Annotated in this window: 28 protein-coding genes; 22 read left to right on the top strand and 6 right to left on the bottom strand. The window is 37.7% G+C overall.

Features of this window, described 5'->3' with window-relative positions; translation table 11 throughout:
- Positions 1-15: 15 nt before the first annotated feature.
- The gene (locus tag ABD000_RS02235; protein WP_343763259.1) at positions 16-1,095 is read right to left on the bottom strand and encodes a branched-chain amino acid aminotransferase; all 1,080 of its coding nucleotides are present in this window, start codon (positions 1,093-1,095) and stop codon (positions 16-18) included.
- A gap of 102 nt (positions 1,096-1,197) precedes the next feature.
- Here ABD000_RS02235 and ABD000_RS02230 point away from each other — a divergent pair, with 102 nt between their 5' ends.
- The 3 genes from ABD000_RS02230 to ABD000_RS02220 all read left to right on the top strand — a co-directional run bounded on the left by ABD000_RS02230 (position 1,198) and on the right by ABD000_RS02220 (position 3,354).
- The gene (locus ABD000_RS02230) at positions 1,198-1,701 is read left to right on the top strand and encodes a DUF4920 domain-containing protein (protein ID WP_343763256.1); all 504 of its coding nucleotides are present in this window, start codon (positions 1,198-1,200) and stop codon (positions 1,699-1,701) included.
- A 1-nt stretch (position 1,702) separates the two neighbouring features.
- The gene (mnmC2, locus tag ABD000_RS02225; protein WP_343763254.1) at positions 1,703-2,380 is read left to right on the top strand and encodes a tRNA (5-methylaminomethyl-2-thiouridine)(34)-methyltransferase MnmC2; all 678 of its coding nucleotides are present in this window, start codon (positions 1,703-1,705) and stop codon (positions 2,378-2,380) included.
- Between the two features lie 68 nt (positions 2,381-2,448).
- The gene (locus ABD000_RS02220; protein ID WP_343763251.1) at positions 2,449-3,354 is read left to right on the top strand and encodes a TIGR01777 family oxidoreductase; all 906 of its coding nucleotides are present in this window, start codon (positions 2,449-2,451) and stop codon (positions 3,352-3,354) included.
- A gap of 54 nt (positions 3,355-3,408) precedes the next feature.
- Here ABD000_RS02220 and ABD000_RS02215 read toward each other — a convergent pair whose 3' ends face one another.
- Positions 3,409-4,077, bottom strand: coding sequence for a YceI family protein (locus ABD000_RS02215; protein WP_343763249.1), 669 nt, complete (start codon positions 4,075-4,077; stop codon positions 3,409-3,411).
- A gap of 146 nt (positions 4,078-4,223) precedes the next feature.
- Here ABD000_RS02215 and ABD000_RS02210 point away from each other — a divergent pair, with 146 nt between their 5' ends.
- The 8 genes from ABD000_RS02210 to ABD000_RS02175 all read left to right on the top strand — a co-directional run bounded on the left by ABD000_RS02210 (position 4,224) and on the right by ABD000_RS02175 (position 12,181).
- Complete coding sequence (locus ABD000_RS02210) at positions 4,224-4,781, top strand: nucleotide exchange factor GrpE (protein ID WP_343763247.1); 558 nt, start codon at positions 4,224-4,226, stop codon at positions 4,779-4,781.
- 28 nt (positions 4,782-4,809) lie between these two features.
- Positions 4,810-5,931: a molecular chaperone DnaJ gene (gene dnaJ, locus ABD000_RS02205; RefSeq protein ID WP_343763245.1), complete on the top strand. Its 1,122-nt coding sequence runs from the start codon at positions 4,810-4,812 to the stop codon at positions 5,929-5,931.
- 481 nt (positions 5,932-6,412) lie between these two features.
- A complete protein-coding gene (locus tag ABD000_RS02200) occupies positions 6,413-7,342 on the top strand; it encodes an ABC transporter ATP-binding protein (protein ID WP_343763243.1) in 930 nt (309 codons plus the stop codon).
- Positions 7,335-8,633, top strand: a complete 1,299-nt coding sequence (locus tag ABD000_RS02195) for an ABC transporter permease (RefSeq protein WP_343763240.1) — start codon at positions 7,335-7,337, stop codon at positions 8,631-8,633. The genes ABD000_RS02200 and ABD000_RS02195 overlap by 8 nt, the downstream gene beginning before the upstream one ends.
- Positions 8,634-8,724: 91 nt before the next feature.
- Positions 8,725-9,630 carry a mechanosensitive ion channel family protein gene (locus tag ABD000_RS02190; protein ID WP_343764006.1) on the top strand — a complete coding sequence of 302 codons (906 nt, stop codon included), beginning with the start codon at positions 8,725-8,727 and terminating at the stop codon, positions 9,628-9,630.
- A 3-nt stretch (positions 9,631-9,633) separates the two neighbouring features.
- On the top strand, positions 9,634-10,506 hold the full coding sequence (locus ABD000_RS02185) for a DUF6268 family outer membrane beta-barrel protein (protein WP_343763238.1): 873 nt from the start codon (positions 9,634-9,636) through the stop codon (positions 10,504-10,506).
- The gene (locus ABD000_RS02180; protein WP_343763234.1) at positions 10,507-11,670 is read left to right on the top strand and encodes a sigma-54-dependent transcriptional regulator; all 1,164 of its coding nucleotides are present in this window, start codon (positions 10,507-10,509) and stop codon (positions 11,668-11,670) included.
- A complete protein-coding gene (locus tag ABD000_RS02175) occupies positions 11,642-12,181 on the top strand; it encodes a hypothetical protein (RefSeq protein WP_343763232.1) in 540 nt (179 codons plus the stop codon). Before ABD000_RS02180 ends, ABD000_RS02175 begins: the two co-directional genes overlap by 29 nt.
- Here the strand turns inward: ABD000_RS02175 and ABD000_RS02170 are convergent.
- Positions 12,178-12,777: a hypothetical protein gene (locus ABD000_RS02170; protein WP_343763229.1), complete on the bottom strand. Its 600-nt coding sequence runs from the start codon at positions 12,775-12,777 to the stop codon at positions 12,178-12,180. The two genes, ABD000_RS02175 and ABD000_RS02170, sit on opposite strands and share 4 nt — an antisense overlap.
- Before the next feature lie 99 nt (positions 12,778-12,876).
- Here ABD000_RS02170 and ABD000_RS02165 point away from each other — a divergent pair, with 99 nt between their 5' ends.
- The 5 genes from ABD000_RS02165 to ABD000_RS02145 all read left to right on the top strand — a co-directional run bounded on the left by ABD000_RS02165 (position 12,877) and on the right by ABD000_RS02145 (position 18,023).
- Positions 12,877-13,761, top strand: a complete 885-nt coding sequence (locus ABD000_RS02165) for a PPK2 family polyphosphate kinase (protein WP_343763227.1) — start codon at positions 12,877-12,879, stop codon at positions 13,759-13,761.
- A 1-nt stretch (position 13,762) separates the two neighbouring features.
- Positions 13,763-15,187 (top strand): M20/M25/M40 family metallo-hydrolase, encoded by a 1,425-nt coding sequence (locus ABD000_RS02160; protein WP_343763225.1) that lies wholly within the window; start codon positions 13,763-13,765, stop codon positions 15,185-15,187.
- 645 nt (positions 15,188-15,832) lie between these two features.
- Entirely contained in the window at positions 15,833-17,197 is a 1,365-nt protein-coding gene (locus ABD000_RS02155) for an MATE family efflux transporter (protein ID WP_343763223.1), read from the top strand.
- Positions 17,198-17,210: 13 nt separating this feature from the next.
- Positions 17,211-17,438 (top strand): hypothetical protein, encoded by a 228-nt coding sequence (locus tag ABD000_RS02150; protein ID WP_343763221.1) that lies wholly within the window; start codon positions 17,211-17,213, stop codon positions 17,436-17,438.
- 3 nt (positions 17,439-17,441) lie between these two features.
- Positions 17,442-18,023 (top strand): phosphatase PAP2 family protein, encoded by a 582-nt coding sequence (locus ABD000_RS02145; protein ID WP_343763219.1) that lies wholly within the window; start codon positions 17,442-17,444, stop codon positions 18,021-18,023.
- Between the two features lie 2 nt (positions 18,024-18,025).
- Here ABD000_RS02145 and meaB read toward each other — a convergent pair whose 3' ends face one another.
- Positions 18,026-19,108 (bottom strand): methylmalonyl Co-A mutase-associated GTPase MeaB, encoded by a 1,083-nt coding sequence (gene meaB / locus ABD000_RS02140; RefSeq protein WP_343763217.1) that lies wholly within the window; start codon positions 19,106-19,108, stop codon positions 18,026-18,028.
- Between the two features lie 183 nt (positions 19,109-19,291).
- Here meaB and ABD000_RS02135 point away from each other — a divergent pair, with 183 nt between their 5' ends.
- Entirely contained in the window at positions 19,292-19,717 is a 426-nt protein-coding gene (locus ABD000_RS02135; RefSeq protein ID WP_343763215.1) for an organic hydroperoxide resistance protein, read from the top strand.
- Between the two features lie 104 nt (positions 19,718-19,821).
- On the opposite strand, the gene ABD000_RS02130 is transcribed toward ABD000_RS02135, so the two are convergent.
- The gene (locus ABD000_RS02130) at positions 19,822-20,388 is read right to left on the bottom strand and encodes a DUF2911 domain-containing protein (protein WP_343763212.1); all 567 of its coding nucleotides are present in this window, start codon (positions 20,386-20,388) and stop codon (positions 19,822-19,824) included.
- A gap of 109 nt (positions 20,389-20,497) precedes the next feature.
- On the opposite strand from ABD000_RS02130, the gene ABD000_RS02125 reads away from it, so the two are divergent.
- The 5 genes from ABD000_RS02125 (at position 20,498) to ABD000_RS02105 (ending at position 24,757) form a co-directional block, all read left to right on the top strand.
- Positions 20,498-21,043 (top strand): RNA polymerase sigma factor, encoded by a 546-nt coding sequence (locus tag ABD000_RS02125; protein WP_343763209.1) that lies wholly within the window; start codon positions 20,498-20,500, stop codon positions 21,041-21,043.
- Positions 21,027-21,635 (top strand): hypothetical protein, encoded by a 609-nt coding sequence (locus ABD000_RS02120; RefSeq protein ID WP_343763207.1) that lies wholly within the window; start codon positions 21,027-21,029, stop codon positions 21,633-21,635. The genes ABD000_RS02125 and ABD000_RS02120 overlap by 17 nt, the downstream gene beginning before the upstream one ends.
- Positions 21,619-23,244 carry a hypothetical protein gene (locus tag ABD000_RS02115; protein WP_343763205.1) on the top strand — a complete coding sequence of 542 codons (1,626 nt, stop codon included), beginning with the start codon at positions 21,619-21,621 and terminating at the stop codon, positions 23,242-23,244. Before ABD000_RS02120 ends, ABD000_RS02115 begins: the two co-directional genes overlap by 17 nt.
- Positions 23,245-23,309: 65 nt before the next feature.
- Complete coding sequence (locus ABD000_RS02110; RefSeq protein WP_343763203.1) at positions 23,310-23,993, top strand: peptidoglycan DD-metalloendopeptidase family protein; 684 nt, start codon at positions 23,310-23,312, stop codon at positions 23,991-23,993.
- Between the two features lie 35 nt (positions 23,994-24,028).
- Positions 24,029-24,757 (top strand): hypothetical protein, encoded by a 729-nt coding sequence (locus ABD000_RS02105; protein ID WP_343763201.1) that lies wholly within the window; start codon positions 24,029-24,031, stop codon positions 24,755-24,757.
- On the opposite strand, the gene ABD000_RS02100 is transcribed toward ABD000_RS02105, so the two are convergent.
- A complete protein-coding gene (locus tag ABD000_RS02100) occupies positions 24,750-25,241 on the bottom strand; it encodes a DUF4199 domain-containing protein (RefSeq protein WP_343763199.1) in 492 nt (163 codons plus the stop codon). The genes ABD000_RS02105 and ABD000_RS02100 overlap by 8 nt on opposite strands.
- Positions 25,242-25,283 lie beyond the last annotated feature (42 nt).

Below are 25,283 nucleotides of genomic sequence, written 5' to 3'. Positions count from 1 at the left end.
ACTCACCACTCACCATTACTTCTCAATCTCGACTTCATACCTCCAGCCAAAGGGATCTTCAGCGCGGTTATATTGAATATCCAGCAGATTTGCCTTAAGCTGCTTGGCATAAGAATTTTCCAGTTGTGGTAATTCAAAATCTTCTCCACCATGTCTAAAGGCAGAAACAGGAACGACCACAGCAGCTGTGCCTGCGCCAAAGATTTCTTTAAGTTCACCCGCGCGTGCTGCATCTTTAATTTCTTTTACAGATACTCTTCTCACCTGTACATCAATTCCTTTTTCTTCTGCTAGGGCGATGATACTTTTTCTAGTGACGCCATCAAGAATACGATCATTGGTCGGCGCAGTAACTAAACTGTCTCCTATTCTAAAAAAGATGTTCATGGTACCTGCTTCTTCCAGGTACTCATGTGTATCAGCATCTGTCCATATAATTTGATCAAAACCTTCAGCTTTAGCAAGATTAGTAGGGTAGAACTGGGCACCGTAATTTCCCGCGGCCTTTGCAAAACCTACACCACCATCAGCCGAACGGCTATATTCTTCAGCAAAAATAACTTTTACAGAGCCTTCGTAATATGCTTTTGCAGGCGCCGTGATGATCATAAAGCGATATTTATTAGAGGGAGAAGCAGATACTCCATTCTCAGTAGCAATAACAAAAGGCCGTAGGTAAAGTGAATTGCCAATCCCAGGCTTAATCCATTCGTAATCCAGGTTTAGTAATTTTTCTAATGCCGAAAAGAAATACTCCTTAGGGAATTCAGGAATCGCCATTCGTTTTGCAGACGTATTGATACGCTCAAAATTTTGCTGTGGTCTAAAGAGCCATACTTTTCCATCCCCATCTTTGTAGGACTTCATACCTTCAAACACTGCCTGACCATAATGAAAAACTTTAGCAGAAGGTTCCATGAGCATAGGGCCATATGGAATGATTTCTGGTGTTTTCCATTCACCATCTTCATAATCGCAGATCATCATGTGGTCACTGCACGTTTTTCCAAACATGAGGTTGTCAAAATCGACTTGATCAATTCTGGATTGATCTACCTGTGTGACTTTTAAATCTACAACGTTTTCGTAGTGCATTTACCGTGTTTTTTGAAGTTTCTGCAAAAATAACATAAATGACAAAATAAAATGCTTGTAAAATCCCTATTTTTGACTTAAATTTTGTCAAAATCGTAATGTATGAAACGTATTATTTCAATTTTAATAGTAGTGCTTTTATTTTCAGCCTGTAACGAAAAAGTTGAAAACGAAAAAACATCTTCAAATCAAGAGAAAGAAATTGCTCAGGTTGATTACGAGTCTTTTGGTGAGTCATTCAATGCTAAAAATTTTAAAAGCATGAAAGAGGTATCTACCATGTATGAAGATTTACAAAAGGGAGACTCAACGACCGTAAAATTCAAAGCTACCGTGAACGAGGTTTGTCAAAAAAAAGGTTGTTGGATTACTGTTGGTGAAGACAGTTTGATGATTCGCTTTAAAGATTATGGGTTTTTTATGCCCAAGGATATTGCTGGTGAAGACGCTATTATCAACGGAGTAGCTTATTGGGAAGAGACCGATGTTGAGACGCTGCGTCACTATGCTGAAGATGCGGGTAAATCCCCCGAAGAAATTGCTGCCATTACAACACCTAAAATGGAAAAGAAATTTTTAGCTCAAGGGGTACTACTAACAAAGTAGATTGAGACGAGAAATTCTCATCACTAAGGATGGTTCTACCACCATCCATATGCCCGAGTTGGATGAACAATACCATTCAAAACATGGTGCGATACAGGAAGCCTATCACGTCTTTTTGAAAATGGGTTTGTTTCATTATGCCGAAAAATTTTCAGATCAACAAAACATCACTGTTCTTGAAATGGGTTTTGGCACCGGGCTAAATGCGTTCATAACGCTGTTTGAAGCTCAAAAACGTCAGATTACTATTCATTATAAGGGTATTGATGCATTTCCGGTCTCCGCCGAAGAAATTACATCTCTCAATTATGTAGCGCAGTTAAATGCTGAAGCGTATGCAGATCAATTTTTAACTATGCATGCTGTTTCTTGGGAAGAAGATCATCGTATTAATAATCTTTTCAGTTTAAGAAAAGAACAAAAGGACTTTACACAAGTCGATCTTACCAAAGCGGTAGATATTGTTTATTTTGATGCCTTTGGAGCCCGTGTTCATCCTGAAGCCTGGACAGAAGAAATTTTCAGAAAAATGTTTTCAGCATTAAAATCCAACGGAGTTCTGGTAACCTATGCAGCCAAAGGTAGTGTACGCAGAGCGATGCAAGCAGTAGGATTTGTGGTGGAACGCTTACCCGGTCCGCCCGGTAAACGAGAAATGCTACGGGCGACAAAACCTTAGTGACCGCGTTAAATCACTCCTAATTACACGTAGCAAAAAAAGAGATATGCGTACCTTGAAAATTAAAAATGCGGGTACTCATCACAGGAGCTACAGGATTAATTGGATCCCAAATTGTCAAAGATTGTCACAGCAAGGGGATTAACGTAAATTACCTCACTACCAGTAAATCCAAACTTGAAAAAGCTGATAATTACAAAGGTTTTTATTGGGATCCTTATCAAGGAGAGATTGACGAAGATTGCTTCTATGGAGTATCTTCTATCATTCATCTAGTCGGCGCATCTATTGCAGAGCGCTGGACAGATGCATACAAAGATATTATCATTAAAAGCCGCGTTCAAACAACAGGACTGTTGGTTGAGGTATTAGGAAATATCGATCACGAAATCACTCATGTAGTTTCGGCAAGTGCTATTGGTTACTACCCAGATTCGCTCCATAAAATATATGATGAGACCGAGCAGGAGATAAATTCATCGTTTTTGGGAAAAGTAGTTGTAAAATGGGAATCGGCCGTAGATAAATTTATGCAAGTAGGAATAAAGGTTGCAAAAGTTAGAATTGGAGTAGTCATGGCAAAAGAAGGCGGGGCGCTACAAAAATTAATGCAACCTGTTAAATATTATGCGGGAGCTCCATTAGGTAGCGGAAAGCAATGGCAGTCCTGGATTCATATCAATGATTTATCACGTCTCTTTATTTATATTTCGCAGCATTCTTTTGCGGGAATATTTAATGGTGTATCTCCAAACCCTGTAACGAATGAACGCTTAACAAAAGAAATAGCCTCTGTTTTAGAAAAACCTATTATTTTACCTAAGGTTCCCGCTTTTATGTTAAAGCTGATGTTGGGAGAGATGTCTGCGGTGGTACTGGAGAGCCAGTTGATTAGCAGTAACAAAATTGAAAGTGAAGGTTTCGAATTTGATTATACCAATATCACCAAGGCACTTCAAGATTTACTAAAATAAAAAAAACCACTTCTGTTGAAGTGGTTCGTCCTTATACTTATATACGTCTCTTTCTTATGCCTTATTGGCCACAAGGGAAATTTTCAATTTGATGTCATCATTGACAAAATTGTCTTTTAGATCATCAAAAACAGACTTTGAAGCGTAGTTTACACCCCATTCTGTTCTGTTGATCATAAACTCATCACTGGTCAACATCATTTTATTTCCGTCAAAAGTTGTGGTAACAGGAATTGAGATATTCTTTGTCTTTCCTTTCATAGTTAAATTACCCGAAAGCATTTTTTGTCCGTCATTTTCTGAAATACCGGTAACCTCAAATTTAGCAGTAGGATATTGAGACACGTTAAAGAAATGATCTTCTTTTTCTTTAGTTGATCCTTTTAAGTGCCCTTCTAAAGATGCTTTTTCATCTCCTTCAAGATCAGTGACATTGATCGAAGTCATATCAACGACAAACATCCCGCTTTGTAGTTTATTTTCCTGTACGCTTACTTGACCTTCTTTAAGCTTTATGGTGCCTGTATGATCTTCGGTCGGTTTTGACCCTACCCAGTTAATAATTGATTCGTCTGTATTTACCGTGTAGTCTACGGCGGCAGCTTCAGCTTTAGCTACTTCTTCGGCAGCACTGGTTTCTGTTTCTTTATTCCCATCTTTACAGCTTGTTACTCCTAACATTAGAGAAGAGGCTACAAAAAGATGTACAAATACTTTTTTCATTTTATATATAGATTAGTTTAAGTATGCAAAATTAATTTTGCTGCGATGAGACAGTCTTAAATATTTATTAAAAATATACATGTGACATTTTGACATTTCTCATTTATTGGCAATACTTTTGCCCTCTAGAAGAAAATTTAATTATCATGAGTGAAAAAGAGCACGCTTTAGAAGAAGAGAATGAATTGCATAAAGCCGCGGCAGAAGTTCAAAATGAAGGAAATGAGCAAGAGAGCGAAGTGCATGAGGAGCTTTCAAAAGAAGAGCAACTAAAGAATGAGTTAGCCAAAGAAAAAGATAAATTTTTACGTCTTTTTGCAGAATTTGAAAACTATAAACGTCGTACAGCTAAAGAGCGATTAGATTTATTTAAAACGGCAAATCAAGAGGTTATTCAAGCTATGTTGCCAGTGTTAGACGATTTTGACCGTGCAGCTAAAGAAATTTCTAAAAGCGGAGACAAGGAAGCCTTGAGCGGGGTGGAATTAATTTACAGTAAATTTAAGAATATTCTTACCAATAAAGGATTGACTGAAATGGAGGTAGAAGAAGGTGAATCTTTTGATGCAGAATTACATGAAGCTATAACACAAATTCCTGCTCCATCAAAAAAATTAAAGGGTAAGATTATTGATGTAGTTGAGAAGGGCTACAAGCTGGGTGATAAGATTATACGATTTCCTAAAGTAGTAACAGGCCAGTAAACCTTTGATCAACGACTAACAACATCTAATGAAACAAGATTATTACGAAATACTAGGAATTTCTAAAAGCGCATCTGCAGGTGAGATTAAAAAGGCTTATCGCAAAATGGCGATCAAGTACCATCCAGATAAAAATCCTGATGACAAGGAGGCAGAAGAAAACTTCAAAAAAGCAGCAGAAGCATATGAAGTGCTAAGTGATCCAAACAAAAAAGCACGCTACGATCAATACGGTCATGCAGCGTTTGAAGGTGGTGGATTTGGCAATGGCGGCGGTATGAACATGGATGATATTTTCTCTCAATTTGGGGATATTTTTGGTGGTGGATTTGGCGGCGGAGGTTTCTCTGGATTTTCAGGTTTTAGCGGCGGCGGTCAACGCAGAGTTAAAGGGAGTAACCTACGTATTCGCGTAAAGTTAACCCTTGATGAAGTTGCCAATGGTGTTGAGAAAAAAGTCAAAGTGAGACGTAAAGTTCAGGCTGCGGGCGTAACATACAAAACCTGTACAACTTGTAATGGATCCGGTCAAGTTACTCGAATCACCAATACGATTTTAGGGAGAATGCAAACCGCAACGACTTGTTCAACCTGTAGTGGTGCAGGACAGATTTTAGATAAAAAACCTGCTGATGCTGATAGCCAGGGATTAAAGGTTGAAGAAGAAACAGTTTCCATTAAAATTCCTGCTGGTGTAGTAGATGGGATGCAATTAAAAGTTTCAGGAAAGGGGAATGAGGCACCCGGTAACGGAGTTTCAGGTGATTTACTGGTCATGATCGAAGAAAAAGATCATGAATACCTGCAGCGTGAAGGAGATAACTTGCATTATGATTTATATGTGAGTTTTTCAGAAGCTGTATTAGGAACCTCAAAAGAAATTGATACAGTCACCGGTAAAGTGCGCATCAAAATAGAACCCGGTGTACAAAGTGGAAAAATTTTACGCTTGCGCGGAAAAGGTATTCCAAGTATCAACGGTTACGGAAAAGGAGATTTATTGGTGCATGTAAATGTTTGGACACCTAAAACACTTTCAAAAGAACAAAAAGAATTTTTTGAACGTATGGAAAAAGATGATCATTTTTCTCCTAAACCTGAAAAAGGAGATAAGTCCTTTTTTGAAAAAGTAAAAGATATGTTCTCATAATTACAAGATGATTTTTTTTAATCAAAGATTAAACAATATTTAAAAAAATGTTTATATTTGATCATCACTTTTACTTAAAGTGATATTTTCTTTTTCATAGCAATTTTTTTCCCATCCTTGGTTTTTCCAAGGATGGGTTTTGTTTTTTAGTGAAACCCAATAACTACAAGCTAAGCGATAGCAGTTATTTCAGGTTGAACTAACCCCGTCAAACGACGGTGTCTCATCTAACATTTAGTGAACATTAAAAACTGCTGGAACAGCAAATTCCATATAGGGGTTGAACCAGCCCCGTCGATTATGGGGTAGAACGTAACTTTTATTAACCGTGCAAAAAATGAAATACATTTCTCTGCCCTAAGTGAAATCCGACCTCCCCAAAAAAGAGTAGAGATTTTATTGATCCTAGCAGAAAAAGAAGCTAAAATATATCCCGTTTGCCAGAGATAGTTATCTTTAAGCCTTAATCTACTATCACTATATGTCAAATCTTTTGGTTGCTCGTGATGTTTGTAAAACCTACGGAAATTACACAGCACTTAATAATCTATCACTGGAGATTCCTAAGGGAAGTATTTTTGGACTTTTGGGCCCAAACGGAGCAGGAAAAACCACTTTCATTCGCATCATCAATCAAATCACAATGCCAGATAAAGGCAGTATAACATTTAACGGTGAAGCTTTACAACAAAAGCATATTGCTCATATTGGATACTTGCCAGAAGAACGGGGATTATATAAATCCATGAAAGTTGGTGAGCAGGCACTCTATCTAGCTCAATTAAAGGGGTTATCAAAACTTGAGGCTAAAAGAAAACTCAATGAATGGTTTGAACGATTGGAAATATGCGATTGGTGGAATAAAAAAATCCAAGAACTCTCTAAAGGAATGGCTCAAAAAGTACAGTTCATCGTTACTGTTCTTCATGAGCCTAGCTTATTGATCTTTGATGAGCCATTTAGTGGATTTGATCCCGTAAATGCGAATTTAATTAAAGATGAGATTCTAGCTCTAAGAGATAAAGGGGCAACCATTGTTTTCTCCACACACCGCATGGAAAGTGTAGAAGAGTTATGCGATAATATTGCTTTGATTCATCAGTCCAATAAAATTCTAGACGGCGAACTTTCTCAAATTAAGCGAAATTTTAAATCTAATACGTTTGAATTGGGAATTGAAGCACAAGATAAAGAGTACTTTAACGAACAACTTGCTGCTAATTATGAAGTAGAGCCTGCATATTTTAAGAGTATTTATGACGATGTAAAGTTGCAGGTAAAACTTAAGGAACATCAATCGACCAATCAATTGTTAAACGAAGTATCATCCAGAGGAAGGATAAATCATTTTAAAGAAGTGATTCCTAGTGTAAATGATATATTTATTCAAAGTGTAACCAATCATGAATAAACTTCCGCTCATTATAAAAAGAGAATTTAAGGCCAGAGTTAGAAACAGAACTTTTGTGGTGATGACTTTTGTGAGTCCGCTAATTTTTGTGGGTATGATCATGTTGATTGCATTTTTAAGTAATCTCAATAAAGGGGATCAAAAAGTAGTTGCGGTCTATGATGAAAATGACAGATTTTATGTTTTTTTGGAAGAGACTGATGAGGTGCGTTACATTGATTTATCTAACATAGAATTAGAAGATGCTAAGAATACCGTACGAGAAAGTGAATATTACGCATTACTCTATATTCCCAGAGATTCATTAGAAAAACGTCTCGCCGGGAAAATAGAATTTTTTGTAGACGAAACTCCCAATGCCTCTATTTTAAACAAAATAGAGCGGGCTATAGGGAATGAACTTACCAATCAACAACTTATTGAAAGCGGTGTCGATCTTTCAAAAATTGAGTCCTCTCAAACTAACGTTGATCTTATTATTGAAACTTTTTCTGGAGAGAAAACCTCAAAGCTTTCAGGATATATTAAAATGGGTTTTGGTGCTGCAGCGGGATATCTTCTCTTTATGTTTATTATCATTTATGGAAACATGGTGATGCGCAGTGTCATAGAAGAAAAGACTAATCGCATAATAGAAATTATTATTTCTTCGGTCAAACCTGTCCAGCTCATGATGGGTAAAGTATTGGGAACAAGTTTAGCCGGATTAACGCAATTTGCCATTTGGGCGATCTTGATACTAATCTTATTATTTGTGAGCTCCGCGGTACTGGGAATAGACATCCAGGGACAAAGTCCGCAGCAGCAGGTTGTTGAGGAAGCTATCGCTCAATCAAAAATAGAGCTTGTTTTTGCAGACATTGCGAGACTTCCGCTTACTACACTATTCATTACTTTCTTTATTTACTTTTTTTGTGGGTTCTTTTTATACAGTAGCATATATGCGGCAATTGGAGCAGCAGTAGATAATGAAACTGATACCCAGCAGTTTATGCTTCCGGTATTAATTCCTTTAATTTTGGGAATCTATGTAGGATTCTTTAGTGTAGTGGAGAATCCGCACGGTACAGTTTCGACCATTTTTTCATTCATACCGCTTACGTCTCCTGTTGTTATGTTAATGCGCATACCATTTGGCGTTGCCTTATGGGAAATACTATTATCTATATCAATTTTGATCATTACAATTTTTGGTGTAGTTTGGTTTGCGGCTAAAATTTATCGCGTAGGAATTTTGATGTATGGAAAAAAGCCTTCTTACAAAGAACTTTATAAATGGCTAAAGTATTAGTATGATCCAAGATTCATTACAAACGCAAAAAAACGTAACTATTAGCGAAGACTCAATTTCTACTGTTGATACCACTGCCGTAGAACAAAGTATGGTACAAGAGGGATTGGAAAAAGTAGGCGAAGTTATTGAACAGGATATATGGGGTAGTATAAAAAAGTTTTTAGACCTGGGATTGCATCTTGGTGAAGGAGATAAACAGGTTGATCTCACTATAGGACTTCTATTGCTTCTTGTAATATCCTTAATCGTAACCAATTTCTTTTTAAAATGGGTGCGGGGACTGGTCACTCGCAAAATGGTTGAAGAAGATAAGCACAAGTTTATCAGCTTGTTCAAGTTCATCAACTATGTGGTTTACATTGCGGTATTTCTTATTACGCTAAATATCGCCGGCGTTAATGTAACAGTCGTTTTAGCAGCATCTGCAGGTTTATTGTTAGGACTGGGATTAGCACTGCAAGAACTTTTTCAAGATGTTATTGGTGGCATTTTTATCATCTTGGATAAGTCTTTATTGGTTGGTGACATAATTGAGTTAGAGGATGGAAAGGTTGGACGTGTATTAGACATTAAATTACGAACAACACGTGCATTGACCAGAGATGATAAAATTATCATAATCCCAAACCATAAATTTATAAGTGACACTATATTTAACTATACTCAAAATCATAAGCAAACTCGGGAAAATGTTTCTGTGGGAGTGGCGTATGGTAGTGATACAGAATTAGTGCGTGACATTCTCTTAAAAGTAGCATCAGAGCAGCGCGGAGTATTAAAATCACCGCAACCTTTTGTTCTTTTTGAGGATTTTGGAGATTCATCTCTGGATTTTTCAATTTATTTTATCGTTAGGGATAGTTTCGTTGATCCTAAAATTAAGAGTGAAATGCGTTTTAGAATTGACAAAGAATTTAGAGAAAATGGGATTACAATTCCATTCCCGCAACGCGATGTACATCTCTTTCAGTATCCTAAAAAGGATGAGGAATAGTTTATGAGCAAATTCATTTTTATTTGTGTAATGGTTACTGCACTAAGTGTAGAGAGTCAAACCACTAACTTGGCACGTTTGGAATATACTCATTTTCCGCAATCAAGTTCTGATAATTCGTTTAGACGATGGCGCGGATTTATAAATATCCCTTTAAAAATTTGGAATGAAGATTACCTGGTTCCCGGATTTGGATATCGTAACATTGAGTTCGAGTTTGAAGATCCTGCTCCATTTGATACGGATAGACTTACCTCTTTTCAATCGGTGAGAACTTCACTAGGATATGTTACTAAATTGAATGAAACATGGCGTCTTGGAGTTGAGGCAGGTCTGCAAATTGCTTCAGATTTCCAAAATGACAAGATTGAAAGGGATGATCTGCTCTTGATTGGTTCAATTTTTTTTATTAAAACTAAGGACTCTTCAATTACACAAAAAAAGACGCGCTTAATTTTGGGATTACGCTATTCTACCGCTGCAGGAAGACCTTTTCCATTACCCGTAGTAAATTTTAATAAAGAGGTAAACGATAAATGGGCATATACCCTAGGGGCCCCCAAAACTGCAATTAAATATACGATCAATAAAAAGAATACATTGCAGGCATTTATAACCTTAGATGGTTTTTTTGCCAACCTTCAAAACGATCTTCAATTAGACGACGGTCAAGTGGCAGATAGTATGTCTATGACTATCTTTTGGGGTGGTGTAGGTTATGAATATTATTTTACCAAAAACTTATTATTCTTCGCGTACGCAGGTCATACCTTTATAAATGATATACGGTTACGGGATGAGAATACCGAAGATATTTATACTATTAATCAGGTTAACACCGCATATGTCAGAGGTGGATTTAAATTTAAATTATAGATGCAAAAGATATTAATTATAGAAGATGAAGCCGCCATACGCCGGGTATTGGTAAAGATTTTAGCCGAAGAAAGCGAGACCTATCAGGTTGAAGAAGCCGAAGATGGTCTAAACGGTATCGAAAAGATAAAAAATAGCGATTATGATTTGGTGCTTTGTGACATTAAAATGCCAAAAATGGATGGGGTTGAAGTATTGGAGGCTTCAAAAAAAATAAAGCCCGAAATTCCTTTTGTTATGATTTCAGGTCACGGTGATTTAGATACGGCGGTAAATACAATGCGATTGGGAGCGTTTGATTATATCTCAAAACCACCTGATCTTAATCGACTGCTAAATACTGTGCGAAATGCACTGGATAAAAAGGAATTAGTAGTCGAAAATAAACGCCTTAAAAAGAAGGTAAGTAAGAATTATGAAATGATTGGTGACTCAAATGAGATTCAACAGATCAAAGACATGATTGAAAAAGTGGCTCCAACTGATGCCCGCGTGCTTATAACGGGACCTAATGGTACAGGAAAAGAGTTAGTGGCACATTGGTTACATCAAAAAAGTGACCGCTCAGGTGGTCCTATGATTGAGGTAAACTGTGCTGCAATCCCTTCAGAATTAATTGAAAGTGAGCTTTTTGGTCATGTCAAGGGTGCATTTACATCAGCCAACAAAGACCGTGCAGGTAAGTTTGAAGCAGCTAACGGCGGGACCATATTCTTGGATGAAATTGGGGATATGAGTCTTTCGGCGCAAGCCAAAGTATTGAGAGCTCTGCAAGAGAGTAAAATCCAACGCGTGGGTAGTGATAAGGACATTAAAGTAAATGTAAGGGTCCTTGCTGCAACAAATAAAAATTTACAAAAAGAGATAGCCGATAAAAAATTTAGAGAAGACTTATACCACAGGCTAGCGGTAATCTTAATCAAAGTCCCGGGATTGAACGAACGCAGAGAAGACATACCTGAGTTGATTGATTTTTTTGCAGCGAAGATAGCCAAAGAGCAAGGCTCTGCTAAAAAAGAATTCTCTACTGAAGCTGTAAAACTGTTACAAGAATACGATTGGACAGGGAACATAAGAGAGCTACGAAACGTTGTAGAACGTCTTATTATTTTGAGCGGAAATGAAGTAACTAAAGATGAAGTTAAGTTGTTTGCCAGTAAATAGAAACATTCTTTGGGGACTGATTTTTTGCGCAAGTCTATTAACTGGCTACGCTCAAAAACAAATCTCTACCACAGCAGGTACCCTAATCAGTGTAGGTTTACAGGATGAATGGGCAATTAGCGTAGGGGCTATTTTTACCCCTAAAGAAAAAGTAGATTTTAGAGCAGCCTATAACTTATACTTTCGACGCGATGTGCGTAACCAAAACGCTGAAAACTTTCACGAAGTCCTTGCCACGGTACAAACCAAGTTAATTGATTTACTTGGATTTGAAATTGATGGAGGTGTAGGATATGTAGGAAATAATTTTTTTATTAATGAAAATGCCAGAGATACAGCTACTTTCTTTGTTCAATCTGGAGATTTTAATCATGGATTAGTCCTTAATTTCACCGGGGTTTATCAACTCTCTTATCGCTTATCACTTTATGCAGAATATAACTTTAAAAGCTTTGGAAAGCGTTTTGATACCTTTGGATTTGGATTGAGGTACACGATCCCCCTGATTTAATTTTTTAAAGAAGGAGGAATGTAGCGTAGAAACCACATTTTACTTCCATCTTCCATGGTCCATTCATGAAACATTTCAAAACCTAACCGCACGTAAACCAAAACATTTCGCTTGGTGCGTGTATCTGCATAAAAAGGGAGTTGTTGCTCTTCAGCCATCTCAAAGAAGGTATCTTTCATTTTTTTACCGACCTGTAATTCTGCTCCGCGATAAGGTGTATCAATTCCCCAAAACCAACAGTATAAATAAGGAGAATCAGCAGGACGTTGAGCCTTCACATATTTTTGTTTTTTGAGAATTTTGAAGACTTTTTTGATCCCTATTACGCGCCATGCAAGTTTTAGGTCTTCCCATAAATCTATTAAAGAGTCTTTTTCACCGGGTACGGTTTTAAATACAATAGCAACCCCGTGGCCATCTTCAGATATAATTAGCGCATCTTTTCTAATGGCTTTTTCTACCATATGGGTAGCCAATCTTAGAAAATGTTTATCCCTGTCTCCAACACTTTTCACCGTTTCTTCTGCAGATGGAGTTTCCTTCAACGTTTCTGCGACGATGCGTATTACATTATCTTTATCAATCGATTTAGCCACACTCGAAAATTTGAAGCTAAGATAAAAAACCCATAGCATGCATCCACAGGATTTTTTGTTCAAAAAAATAAATATACCTTTATCCCTTACGCATACCTCATGAAAGAAATCCAGGCCTCAGCTTATAAAGTAAAAGATTCAGTCCATTTAGATGAAACGCCCACCTTAGTTGATCTGGGTGCCGGCGAAGAAGAAATTGAGCAAGAACTTAAAAGAGTAAGAAAGGAATTAGGAAAATGGCAGGACAAACTATATGCGCACGGTAAGTATGCGGTTTTAGTGTGTTTACAGGGGATGGATACCGCCGGTAAAGATAGCTTGATCAGGGAGGTGTTTAAAGACTTTAATGTTCGTGGTATTGTTGTGCATAGTTTTAAAGTTCCCACCCCATTAGAGAGGAAACACGACTATTTATGGCGTCATTACATCGCCTTACCGGCACGCGGCAAATTTGGTATTTTTAATAGAACCCATTATGAAAATGTTTTGGTAACCCGCGTGCATCCAGAGTATATCACGGGCGAGTTATTGCCAGATGTAAATGAAGTTTCAGATATCGATACAGAATTTTGGGACAAGCGCTTTGAGCAAATCACAAATTTTGAGAGGCACATCGCAGAGAACGGAACCATTATCTTCAAATTCTACTTACATCTTTCAAAGGCAGAGCAACGCAATCGATTATTAAGACGTTTAAACAAAAAAAGTAAAAACTGGAAATTCTCTGCGGGGGATTTAGAAGAACGTAAATTTTGGAACGAATACAAAAAATACTATGAAGATGCCATCAACCGTACCAGTTTTGATCATGCACCCTGGTATGTGATTCCTGCTGACGATAAACCTACTGCTAGGCTTATTGTAGCTAGCATTTTATGTAATGAACTTAGAACATATAGTGACGTTCAAGAACCAGAACTTGACGAAGAAACTCTGGAAAACCTGCACCTGTATAAGGAACAATTAAATAAAGAAAAAGAATAAGATGTATAGATATAGTATGTTCATTTTGATGGTGGCGTTTTGCCTTACGGCGGAAATTAACGCACAACAAACCAACGCATCAGATTCTACCATGCTGCGAAAAATTTACAGTGAGGCGTTAACAAACGGAAAAAGCTACAGCTGGTTAGATCATTTATCCAACAAAATCGGCGGAAGGCTCTCCGGAAGCAGTAATGCACAAAAGGCCGTTGAATATACTAAAGCTCAGTTGGAAGAACTGGGATTAGATAAGGTCTGGCTTCAGCCGGTTATGGTTCCTAAATGGACTCGTGGAACGCCGGAGTATGCATACGTTTCTACATCTACCGGAGGGACAAAAAATGTCAACATTTGTGCTTTAGGAGGATCTATTGCAACAAAAAAAGGCGGACTTAAAGCCCGGGTGGTTGAGGTTAGTAGTTTTGAAGAACTTGAAGAACTGGGAGAGGAAATAATCAAAGGTAAGATTGTCTTTTACAATCGTCCTATGCAAGCTGACTTGATTTCGACCTTTTCGGCCTATGGAGGTTGTGTTAATCAACGATATTCAGGTGCGCAAGAAGCCGCAAAGTATGGTGCCGCCGGTGTTATTGTACGTTCTATGAACTTGCGTTTAGATGATTTGCCACATACCGGCTCTATGAGTTATGGAAATATCAAACCAAAAGACCGCATCCCGGCTGCCGCAATAAGTACAAATGATGCAGAATATTTAAGCAGCGCCTTAGCCTTAGATCCAAGTTTGGAGTTCTATTATACCATGAGCTGCCAGCAGTTTCCAGATGCGCAATCGTATAATGTGATTGGAGAAATTACTGGAAGTGAATTTCCTAATGAAATAATTATTGTAGGGGGTCATTTGGATTCATGGGATTTAGGAGATGGTGCTCATGATGATGGAGCGGGAGTAGTTCAATCTATGGAAGTATTGCGTTTATTCAAAGAGAGCGGTATACAACCAAAGCGTACCTTAAGAGTAGTACTTTTTATGAATGAAGAAAATGGATTACGAGGTGCACGAAAATATGCGCAAGTCGCACAACAAAAAAATGAACGCCATGTATTTGCCTTAGAAAGTGATGCGGGAGGTTTCACACCACGTGGATTCTCATTTGACTGTGATAAAGATAATTTTGTTCAAATACAATCTTGGAAACCACTGTTCAAGCCTTATCTCATTCATTATTTTGAACAAGGTGGTAGTGGGGCAGATGTTGGTCCGTTAAAGGGAGAAAATGTTGTCTTGGCTGGACTTAGACCAGACTCACAGCGGTATTTTGATCATCATCATGCTGCTAATGATACCTTTGAACATGTCAATAAAAGAGAACTGGAGTTAGGAGCAGCGACCATGACTTCTTTAGTTTACCTCATGGATACATATGGTATTGTAAAGTCGCCTCAAAAGACAAAGATTAAAGGATAGTTTAGGGATTAGTTTGTATTGGGTAAATAGAATTGAGTTGAAAAAAATGAAACCTATTTTCCTTAAATATATCTTTACAAAGGATCTTAATTTTTTAATTCTCACGATTTTTTATATATCACCTTTACGTTTATATTGGGATATGTATTTTACGATGAATTTTATACAGGTGCAATGGCAGTAGTTATCGGACTCATTCTTGCCTTTCCAGTGTTTATACCAAATTCTATAGCGTTATTTTATTCAGATATGATAAAAAATAACATATGGCGCTGGACATTGGTCTATTCACCAATACTTCTACTGCTGATTTTTCTATCGTTTACTTCTCTAAATTTAGCACATACTCCGTTAGTATTGATTTTGAGCTTGCTAATTTCTACTACACTCTGAAATTTATCCTATCGTAAAAGCCTGAAACAACAAAGTGGCCAAGCCCATGATAAAATTTAATTAATAAAAACTTCTCACGGTGATTTGGTATCGTATTCATCTTCTCCTGATACTTAAGGATCAAGTTTCAGCTTTATCCTTATTATTTGCAACTGCAATTTCTGTTTTTGGCTCAGATTTGTCTTGATTCATTTTTCCAAAAGCGCAGCGGTCTTGATTCTTACAATTATCTTTGTCCGATAAATCTTGACAGTGAATCTTTCACTTTACACCAAAGAGTTTAGTAAAAACCTTCAAATTGCCTATCCCATCATGTTGGGGCAGTTGGGGCATATCTTGGTAGGTTTTGCCGATAATTTAATGGTGGGGCAGCTAGGAGCAGCTCCGCTGGCAGCAGTGTCTTTAGGGAATAGTCTGGTATTTATAGCGCTATCGTTGGGCATTGGGTTTAGCTTTGCTATTACACCACTTATTGCAGAGACTGACGGAGCAGATGACATAGAAAACGGCCGAAAGTTTTTTCATCATGGCGTAATCATGTGTACCATCAATGGCGTGATGTTGTTTGTCTTACTTTTGCTGGCAAAGCCCATTTTATATCAGTTAGATCAACCTATTGAGGTAGTACAACTTGCCATCCCTTATCTGGAGATTGTCGCGTTTTCTATGATACCATTAATGGTTTTTCAAGCGTTAAAACAATTTGCAGATGGCCTCTCACAAACCAACTATGCCATGTATGCTACCTTGCTGGCAAATGTGGTGAACATTGGCTTTAATTACGTGTTGATTTACGGTTTTTGGATTTTTCCGCGTATGGAGGTTGAAGGAGCTGCATTGGGAACTCTGATTTCACGATTTTTTATGTTGGGACTACTTTATATTATTCTAAAGAATCTTAAGGTGTTTAAGCCTTATTTTAATTGGTCACGCAAGGAAGGAGTGGATGGGACCATCTTTAAACGCTTATTTAAACTTGGTTTTCCCACCGCATTACAAATGCTTTTTGAGGTGTCTATTTTTACAGCTTCTATCTTTTTGGCAGGGATGCTTGGTACCAATCAACAAGCAGCGAATCAAATTGCACTCAATCTTGCTTCTATGACATTTATGGTAGCTGTAGGATTAAGTGTAACGGCAACCATACGAGTTGGAAATCAAAAAGGTAAAAAGGATTACGTAGCCTTGAGAACGATCGCTTTTTCTATCCTGTTACTCATTTTCATTATTGAGTCTCTTTTTGCGGTTGGTTTCATTTTATCAAAAGATATTTTACCCCAAGTATATATTGATAATGCAGAAGTAATCACAATTGCTGCGCAACTATTGGTCGTTGCAGCGTTATTTCAATTAAGTGACGGAATCCAAGTAGTGATTTTAGGATCATTGCGTGGATTACAGGATGTATATATTCCTACACTAATTTGTTTTATCGCGTATTGGATCATTGGATTTCCTATAAGTTATTATTTAGGAAAAGCCGAAGTAATGTCAGCCACCGGGATTTGGATAGGATTACTTTCTGGGTTAACGGCATCTGCTATTATGTTATACGTGCGATTTAATTATCTTACCAAAAAATTAATCAGAACCAAACAGCAGCTAGTTACTGCGTAATGTAGATAAGCTCATGACCTTACCCCGTTTTATTTTAGGAGACAACACCGATTTCCCCGAAGCTATTTTTGTGATTCATACTGAATATCCTCGATTTATCATCAACCTGCAAAATGATGAAGTAGAATGGCTAGAAGATTTTGATCCCAGTGATGAAGAAGAATTAACGGAAGAATCTGCAAAACTTATTGATGAAGCTTCAGTTTTTTATGACAGGGAAGTAGCCCGATATCAGGAGTAAGTCATGTTAGAACGTCTCATCGAATACGATCAGGAGTTGTTTCTCTATCTCAACAATTTAGGAAATGAACACTGGGATTGGTTATGGTTGATGATTACGCATAAGTTTGGCGTTCCTGCGATAAGCATTTATGTAATCTTACTTTTTCTACTCTATAGAACATTTGGTGCTAAGGGATTATTCACAATTGTCGTTGGCGTTGCCGTAATGATTACTTGTACAGATCAACTGGCCAATCTCTTTAAACACAGTTTTGAGCGGCCCAGACCTTGCCGCGCAGATGGTGTGGAAGAGTTTACCCGTTTTATAGCAGAACGCTGCGGACGTTTTGGCTATTTCTCCGCCCACGCTGCTAGTAACATGGCTTTAGCCATTCTCAGCGGACTTCTACTTAAACCAACCGCAAAAGCTGTCTTACCCTTAATGATGTTATGGGCGATCACCGTTGGCTATAGCCGAATATATGTGGGTGTACATTATCCCCTAGACGTAATTTCAGGGTTTTTGATTGGGGGAGTGATTGGGTTTCTTATCTATCGCTTGATCCGGGGATTTCTTTCTGAAAAGTTGAAGTATAAATTTTAGGATCAATTATCTTTTAATTTTAGCAGAAACGTAGCAGCCACGAAAGGAGTGGTCTTTCCTTCTTCAATCAGTTGCAGCTGAAGCGGTAATTCTTTTTTGATGTCAGGATGTTGGTAAAAATTACGTTTTAGGTGTTCTTCAATGGTCTGTAACAGCCAAAACTTATTTTGATCCCTGCGTTTTTGTTCAAAATAACCGTTCTCTTTGGTAAGATCAAGATAAGAGAGAATAAGTTCATAGACGTTATCAATACCGGTATTCTCTAGCGCACTGCATAAGGCTACTTGAGGAGTCCAGCCGGTATTTTTGGTAGGGTAGAGGTGAAGGGCACGTTGAAATTCAGACTTTGCTTGGGCGGCTTTTTTTTGATTGTCGCCATCTGCTTTATTAATAATGATGGCATCGGCCATTTCAATAATACCCCGCTTGATGCCTTGTAATTCATCGCCCGCACCGGCAAGTTTCAAGAGCAGAAAAAAATCGGTCATGCTATGCACAGCAGTTTCGCTTTGACCCACGCCAACGGTTTCAATGAGAATGTGGTCAAAGCCTGCTGCTTCGCACAAAATAATACTTTCACGTGTTTTACGGGCAACGCCACCTAAGGTCTCTCCTGATGCTGACGGACGAATAAATGCATCTTGCTCTTTAACCAATGTCTCCATGCGAGTCTTATCCCCAAGGATACTGCCCTTAGTCACAGAGCTGGTAGGGTCAACCGCTAGTACAGCAACTTTTTTGTCTTGCGTAATTAAAAGGTTTCCAAAGGCTTCAATAAAAGTACTTTTTCCTACTCCGGGAACACCGGTTATGCCTATTCTAATAGATTTATTTGCTTTTGGAAGGCAATACTCGATGAGTTGTGCGGCAATATACTGATGCTTAGCCTGCTGACTTTCAATAAAAGTGATTCCGCGACTTAAAGCTGTTTTGTTTCCCGCAATGATTTGCTCAGCGAGTTGTTGAGCTTCGGGTGTTTTTTTTCGCAATTGCCTAATGCGTTGCGATGAAGTCGCACTTACGTTGTCTTGGGGTGGAGTGCCTGCGGCATTTGATAATGCTGATGTAGATTGCTGTTTTTTCAAGTGTACCTTGATTTAAAGACTAAATTACGTCATATTCTCTTAATTTAAAGCAATAGAAAAAAATCTCATCCTTACGCCGAGGTTTCCACCTAAACTTAACAAATAATTAAAAGCCTAGCCCGCATAAAGCATGTATTTTCATGTTTATATAACTAGTTGATTAATCAACATAAATTATTTCTTATGAAAACGATGTACACCGCAAAGGCAACAACCACTGGTGGACGTGGAGGACACGTCCAGTCAGACGATCATACCATTGATATGAATTTAACGGTCCCTAAAGGATTAGGAGGACCAGGCGGTGATGGAACGAATCCAGAACAACTTTTTGCGGCAGGATATTCTGCTTGCTATGGCAGTGCGCTTGCAGCAGTTGCAAAAAATCACGACGTTGATCTGGGGGACTATACAGTCACAGCCGAGGTTGGGATAGGTAAAGATGACGATGATAACTTTTTGCTTGAAGTTACATTAGACACTTATATTCCCGGGATTGATTTAGAAACCGGCGAAAAACTAATCAATGAGGCGCATGAGGTATGCCCGTATTCAAGAGCAACCAGAGATAATATTGACGTTACACTCAATCTATTACTGGACGAATAGATTATACTTAATGTAGTGAAGAGATGCTCTTTTAGAAGTTGTTGAAACAAATGACTTTTAAAAGAGTTTTTTATGTCATAAGATCTTTGCTCTGTATATCAGTCTTACTCGGCAAATGTGAATGGAATATGCACAGCTGTTTCTTGCCAGGCAATAATCAATATATGCTGATCAAAAGCAGATGTAAAATACATGGTAAGTTCTTCAAGAGGGGCATAGTTTTTAGTCACTGGGCGCTGGATTACCAGCGCATCAAAGTCTGGGTCATAGGCATTTTCTTCTATAAAGTCCTCAGTCAAGTCATATTCTTTTGTATTGAACATGATTTTCCATGAGTCTTTCATTGGAATACTCCATAAAGTGTAATTCCCCGCTTTAAGATAAGAACCATCAACCACTAAATTTTTATTGGTGCTAAAAATAGCGGGTTCTTTATCACTGGTTTTCCATACTTTGCCATAAGGAAGGTACTCCCCAAAGACGATTTGATCTTCTTCTAAGTGAGGTTTGTAAAAAACGGTATTCACCAGAGTGTCACCGTTTTTCCAGGTCACCGTCGTTTCAGAATGACTAATTGCATTGTACCCGCTAATAAAGAGAAATATTCCTACCATGACCAAGATAGTAACGACGGTAATCAGTACGATAACTCTAATTCCCCGTATGTTCATATATTCGTTTTGATCTAAAAAAATAAAATTACTAAAAATTTTAAAGTGATTTGCAACATGATAAAGTTGGCATCGTCTTTATACTGAATAGCAACTAACCAAGCTAAAATTGTTACAAACGGGACTCATCGATCGATGTCGTGAAAACGACCGTAAAGCTCAACTTACGTTATACAACAAGTATAGCGAAGGCATGTATTATGTCGCCTACAGATTCTTAAAGGATTCTTTTGAGGCAGAAGATGCCATGCAGGAGGGTTTTATCAGTGCGTTTTCAAAACTGCACCAGTTTACCGGCGATGTAACTTTTGGAGCTTGGTTAAAGCGTATCGTTATCAATAAAAGCATTGATAAGCTAAAAGCAAAAAAAGCGACGTTAGTTTCTATTGATGAAGGAGTTATGGCTGTGGCCGAAGAGGATCAGGGATGGGAAGTTTCAGAAGGTATTGAAATGGATCACATTAAGGCTGAAATTGAAGCTCTGCCAGAAAAATACCGTTGTGCCATTATGCTTTTTTTGGTAGAAGGATATGATCACGAAGAGATTTCAGAAATTCTGGGAATCACACAAGTTACCTCAAGAACATTGGTGCATCGCGGAAAGAAAAAATTAATAAATGCATTACAAGAAGTAAGATATGGGACAGGATCTTAAAGATAAAATTAGCAAGTTGGGAGAGGATACGTCTTCAATACCACAATTACAAAAAGGTCATCAGGCACGTTTTGAAGAACGACTAGAATTAGCATTACCCCAAGGCAATAAAGATAAAAACGGCACTGCTTCTTTCTTTTGGATGAAGATAGCCGCTGTTCTGGTAGTCGCCTTAACAGTTGGTTATGTGTTTTTGTTCCCGCCATCGTCAACCAATCAGGTAGAACAAGTAGTGACCAAAGAAACTAAAGAGGCAAAGAAAGGAATTAATGAAGAAACTCAAATTGCCTTGAGTGATGTATCGCCAGAATTTAAGAAAATAGAAGATTTTTATATGGGTACAATCAATGCAGAATTGACCCGCTTAGAAATTACCGAAGACAATAAAGCTTTAATCGATTCTTTTATGGCTCAGCTAGCAGAGTTGGATGAAGAATATACACGATTAAATACCGAGGTTGCAGAATACGGCATCACAGAGGAAAATGTGGAGGCCATGATCGAAAACCTAAAGTTGCGCTTAGAGTTGCTATTCAAACTTAAAAGCAAACTAAACGAATTAAAAAGCCAAAAAAATGAAACAATTGCATAAAATCGCTGCTGCACTACTATGCGCAGTAGCAAGTGTATCGTCTATTACAGCACAAAAAAAAGCTGAAAAATTAAAAGAAACCTTTTTAGTAAAAGATGAGGTTACCGTATCTGTAGATACGCGCTACGCCAATATTGTTTTTGAAACATGGGACAAGGATAAAGTAGAAGTAGAAGCTTATATTGAAAGTGAAGATGGAGATGCAAAAGAGTTGTTGGATTCTTGGGACGTAAATGTTACAGGAAACAGTTCAAAAATCAACATACGATCTACTAAGCGAAACCCTTCCTATCCTATATCATTTGATACTTCTACCAGTGGATTAGAGGATATTATTGCAGGATCACTTCAAATTATAGAACCTACAATTAATAATGTACTTACTCCTTTAATGGAAAGCCTAACAGGAGCTCCATTACCGCCAGAGTATTATCGTGAGATGAATAAAGTGAAGTTTGATTACGATGAATACAAAAAAAGAGGTAAATCCTATCTAAAGGAATACAATGAAAAAGTAGAAAAAAGCTTTGGTAAGGATTATGAAAAAGCCATGGAAAAATGGGAAAAACAACATGCGCAAAGCGACGATGTTCGCGAACGTTTTCTAGGGATTCCCGCAAGTCCATTTGGCAATAATGTCAATATTAACACCAGTGATTATGAAGAAGATCCAAAAGGCTGGTTAAAAAAGATGAACGATAAACACGACACCAATGTTTCTAAAAAAGAAATGGATGAATGGTTAGAAAGTGTTGAAGCCTGGGGCGAACGTTTTGGAAAACGTATGGAAGTTTGGGGCGAAAATTTTGGAGCTAGATTTGGAAAAAGCATGGAGGCTTGGGGAGAAAGCTTTGGTAAAGATATGGAAGTCTGGGGAGAGGATTTTGGTAAACGAATGGAGGTCTGGGCAGCAGATTTTGAGAAGGATGTAGAGCGTCAATTTCCTAATAGCTCCAATCAATCTGGTGGAGTATTTTTTGTAAATCCAAAAAAAGAAAATGCTAAAGATATTAAGCGAACTATAATCGTAAAAATGCCAAAAGGCGCTACACTTGATCTCAATGTGCGCTATGGAAATGTCAAATTAGCAGATCTTACCACAGATTTAAAAGCAGTGTTATCACACACAAGCTTATTAGCCAACGCCATTGACGGGAGGAATACTTCCGTCAAAGTGGCGTATGCGCCAATTAAGATAACTACTTGGAAAAATGGCGTACTCACTACTAAACATGTAAAAAACTGCGAAATTGAATCAGCAGATGTGATTAAACTCAACTCTAATGCCAGTAATGTACTGATCAAGCAATTAAATGAACGTGGCCAGGTGTTTGGTAGTTTTGGTAGATTACAAATACCAAATGTAGGGAAGCAATTTAAAGCGCTAGAGTTAAATCTGGAGAACAGCGATATGCTATTATCCCTGCCTCAAGTTGCCTTTACGTTTAGTTATATTGGTAATCACAGCAAGATAAAATACCCTAAAACCATCAATGTAAAACAGTTACAAAGTTATGATAGTGAGGTGTTAAATGGGTTTTATAAATCCCGAAGTTCGGACAACCTAATTACCATTAATGCTAAATTTAGTGATGTGGTGGTAGAATAGTAAAATTTTGCTTTCGCGGAAGCTTACTCCTAGGAAAGCATTTTATCACTTCTTACTTTAGCATCATGAACTTTGATGCTTTTTTACACTCACTTACCTCTTCATTTACCCCGGTGATTGATTCTTCATTCAACCCGGAAGATTATATTCATGTCGACCTTTCTCCCTCAAATGCTTTGTTGAACCAGGTTAATCTCTCTTCAGCAGAAGACATTGAGCTTTTTTTAGAAAATTTCCTTCGCCAAAATCAAAAAAAAGTGGCCTATGGCGGTTACCTTGAGAAAAGATCTATTTACGACCGTAGTGAACACTTTTCTTCGGGATCTTCAGTTCAAAGAAGAAATATTCATCTTGGAATGGATGTGTGGTGTGCAGCTAATACGTCAGTTTTACTTCCGCTTGACGGGAAGATTCATAGTGTTAGAAATAATAAAAATTTTGGAGACTACGGGCCTACAATTATTGTTGAGCACCAAGAAAATGAACAAACTTTCTATACCCTATATGGGCATTTAAGTCTGGAGTCTTTAGACAGATTAAACGTGGGTGTAAAAGTTGTCAAAGGAGAGAAACTGGGTGAACTTGGTGATGCAACAGTCAATGGTAATTATGCGCCACATCTTCACTTTCAACTCATCAAAGATATGCACAATCACGCAGGAGATTATCCCGGTGTATGTACAAAAGCTGAATTAAAGTTCTATTCTTCAAATTGTCCTGATCCAAATACACTTTTAAAAATTTATTAGTTTACTTTGTAATCCCAACTAATGATGAACCAAGCTTGAAGAAAGTTGTTTTAGCACTTCTAATTATCTCCTTCGTAGGATATTTTAGCTGTGGAATTTTAATTCCGTCAGAGAACTATCTTTTCTTTAAACCCTGGATCACTCCGTTGATTTTCATTTATTTTTACACGCCTAAGCACTATAATTTTACCATTCATTTCTTGTTGCTGTTTATCTTTATCTATATAGGTGAACTGTGTTTTAGTCTTTACAACATTGCCTATTTCACAGAGGTGGGTGTTGTAGCCTATTTCTTTTCTTACTCCATTTTGGCCTATCTTGGGTTATCTAGATTAAAGACTTCAATTTATCAAGGATTTACAACAGTTTACTTGATATTGGTATTCTTAATATCGGCAGTCTATTTATATAAGCTGGTCGTGATCATTCAGGACGATGATCAAACTTCTTTATTCACTGAATATTTTGTTTACCTAAATGCTTTAGCCGCACTTACATTGATCGTCGTCGCAGGGAGATATATTTATCAGTATAACGATCTCAAGTCAATATTGTATTTTCTTATAGCACTGGGATTTATCATGTCTGATGTGATCAGTGCCATAGTGACGTATTACTATAATAGTTTTACACTCAACTTATTTGATCGAATATTTCATTACTTGGCAGTGTTCTTAATCTATTTTTATATGATATCAGAACATGATACAAAATCATTGAGCGTGCAAGAACAGCTCAAAGCTTTAGACGAGGATGCTAGGTAATTGAAGATTCTCGCTTTCGCATAATCAAAGCAACTATGGCAGAGGTCAATAGTCCCGCCGCCAATGCTGAAACTACTGATTGAACTATATAATTCTCCAGGCTAAAATAGGATTCGGCATCGGCTTGTGTCATTACCTTATTCTCTACGGCATAAGCGGTAATATTTTTAAAATAATCTGGCGTGATGAACTCACTAATGACATACTGGGCGGGAGCTGATAATAAGGCTACAACTACAGTAATGATTAATCCCGAAACGAAGCCCTGCTGCCAGGTCATTGTGCCGTCATAGTAGTTTTTGCGTTTGTCTCTTAGCGCCAAAACATAAACGGCCACAGCCACAAAGAAGAATAGATTAGTATAAATGGCGTGTTTAGCGATATATTCATCATGTAATCCAACGGCACGTTCTCCTACCATCCATAGTAAAAGAGAAACGATAAAAATGATTCCCCATTTAATTTCGATGCTAAATTTGTTCATGATACTGTGGTTGTTAGTAGGTTTAAAAGTAAAAAAATAGTA

The organism is Gangjinia marincola (assembly GCF_039523415.1).
GTDB classification, from domain to species: Bacteria; Bacteroidota; Bacteroidia; order Flavobacteriales; family Flavobacteriaceae; genus Gangjinia; species Gangjinia marincola.
Note: the sequence above shows the minus strand (reverse complement) of the source record. Positions and strands in the feature narration are given on the sequence as shown.

Coding starts and splice junctions, on each gene's coding strand:
- ABD000_RS02235 (WP_343763259.1), bottom strand. CDS start 1,095: ATGCACTACGAAAACGTTGTAGATTTAAAAGTCACACAGGTAGATCAA.
- ABD000_RS02230 (WP_343763256.1), top strand. CDS start 1,198: ATGAAACGTATTATTTCAATTTTAATAGTAGTGCTTTTATTTTCAGCC.
- ABD000_RS02220 (WP_343763251.1), top strand. CDS start 2,449: ATGCGGGTACTCATCACAGGAGCTACAGGATTAATTGGATCCCAAATT.
- ABD000_RS02215 (WP_343763249.1), bottom strand. CDS start 4,077: ATGAAAAAAGTATTTGTACATCTTTTTGTAGCCTCTTCTCTAATGTTA.
- ABD000_RS02210 (WP_343763247.1), top strand. CDS start 4,224: ATGAGTGAAAAAGAGCACGCTTTAGAAGAAGAGAATGAATTGCATAAA.
- dnaJ (WP_343763245.1), top strand. CDS start 4,810: ATGAAACAAGATTATTACGAAATACTAGGAATTTCTAAAAGCGCATCT.
- ABD000_RS02200 (WP_343763243.1), top strand. CDS start 6,413: ATGTCAAATCTTTTGGTTGCTCGTGATGTTTGTAAAACCTACGGAAAT.
- ABD000_RS02195 (WP_343763240.1), top strand. CDS start 7,335: ATGAATAAACTTCCGCTCATTATAAAAAGAGAATTTAAGGCCAGAGTT.
- ABD000_RS02190 (WP_343764006.1), top strand. CDS start 8,725: ATGGTACAAGAGGGATTGGAAAAAGTAGGCGAAGTTATTGAACAGGAT.
- ABD000_RS02185 (WP_343763238.1), top strand. CDS start 9,634: ATGAGCAAATTCATTTTTATTTGTGTAATGGTTACTGCACTAAGTGTA.
- ABD000_RS02180 (WP_343763234.1), top strand. CDS start 10,507: ATGCAAAAGATATTAATTATAGAAGATGAAGCCGCCATACGCCGGGTA.
- ABD000_RS02175 (WP_343763232.1), top strand. CDS start 11,642: ATGAAGTTAAGTTGTTTGCCAGTAAATAGAAACATTCTTTGGGGACTG.
- ABD000_RS02165 (WP_343763227.1), top strand. CDS start 12,877: ATGAAAGAAATCCAGGCCTCAGCTTATAAAGTAAAAGATTCAGTCCAT.
- ABD000_RS02160 (WP_343763225.1), top strand. CDS start 13,763: ATGTATAGATATAGTATGTTCATTTTGATGGTGGCGTTTTGCCTTACG.
- ABD000_RS02150 (WP_343763221.1), top strand. CDS start 17,211: ATGACCTTACCCCGTTTTATTTTAGGAGACAACACCGATTTCCCCGAA.
- ABD000_RS02145 (WP_343763219.1), top strand. CDS start 17,442: ATGTTAGAACGTCTCATCGAATACGATCAGGAGTTGTTTCTCTATCTC.
- ABD000_RS02135 (WP_343763215.1), top strand. CDS start 19,292: ATGAAAACGATGTACACCGCAAAGGCAACAACCACTGGTGGACGTGGA.
- ABD000_RS02130 (WP_343763212.1), bottom strand. CDS start 20,388: ATGAACATACGGGGAATTAGAGTTATCGTACTGATTACCGTCGTTACT.
- ABD000_RS02120 (WP_343763207.1), top strand. CDS start 21,027: ATGGGACAGGATCTTAAAGATAAAATTAGCAAGTTGGGAGAGGATACG.
- ABD000_RS02115 (WP_343763205.1), top strand. CDS start 21,619: ATGAAACAATTGCATAAAATCGCTGCTGCACTACTATGCGCAGTAGCA.
- ABD000_RS02110 (WP_343763203.1), top strand. CDS start 23,310: ATGAACTTTGATGCTTTTTTACACTCACTTACCTCTTCATTTACCCCG.
- ABD000_RS02100 (WP_343763199.1), bottom strand. CDS start 25,241: ATGAACAAATTTAGCATCGAAATTAAATGGGGAATCATTTTTATCGTT.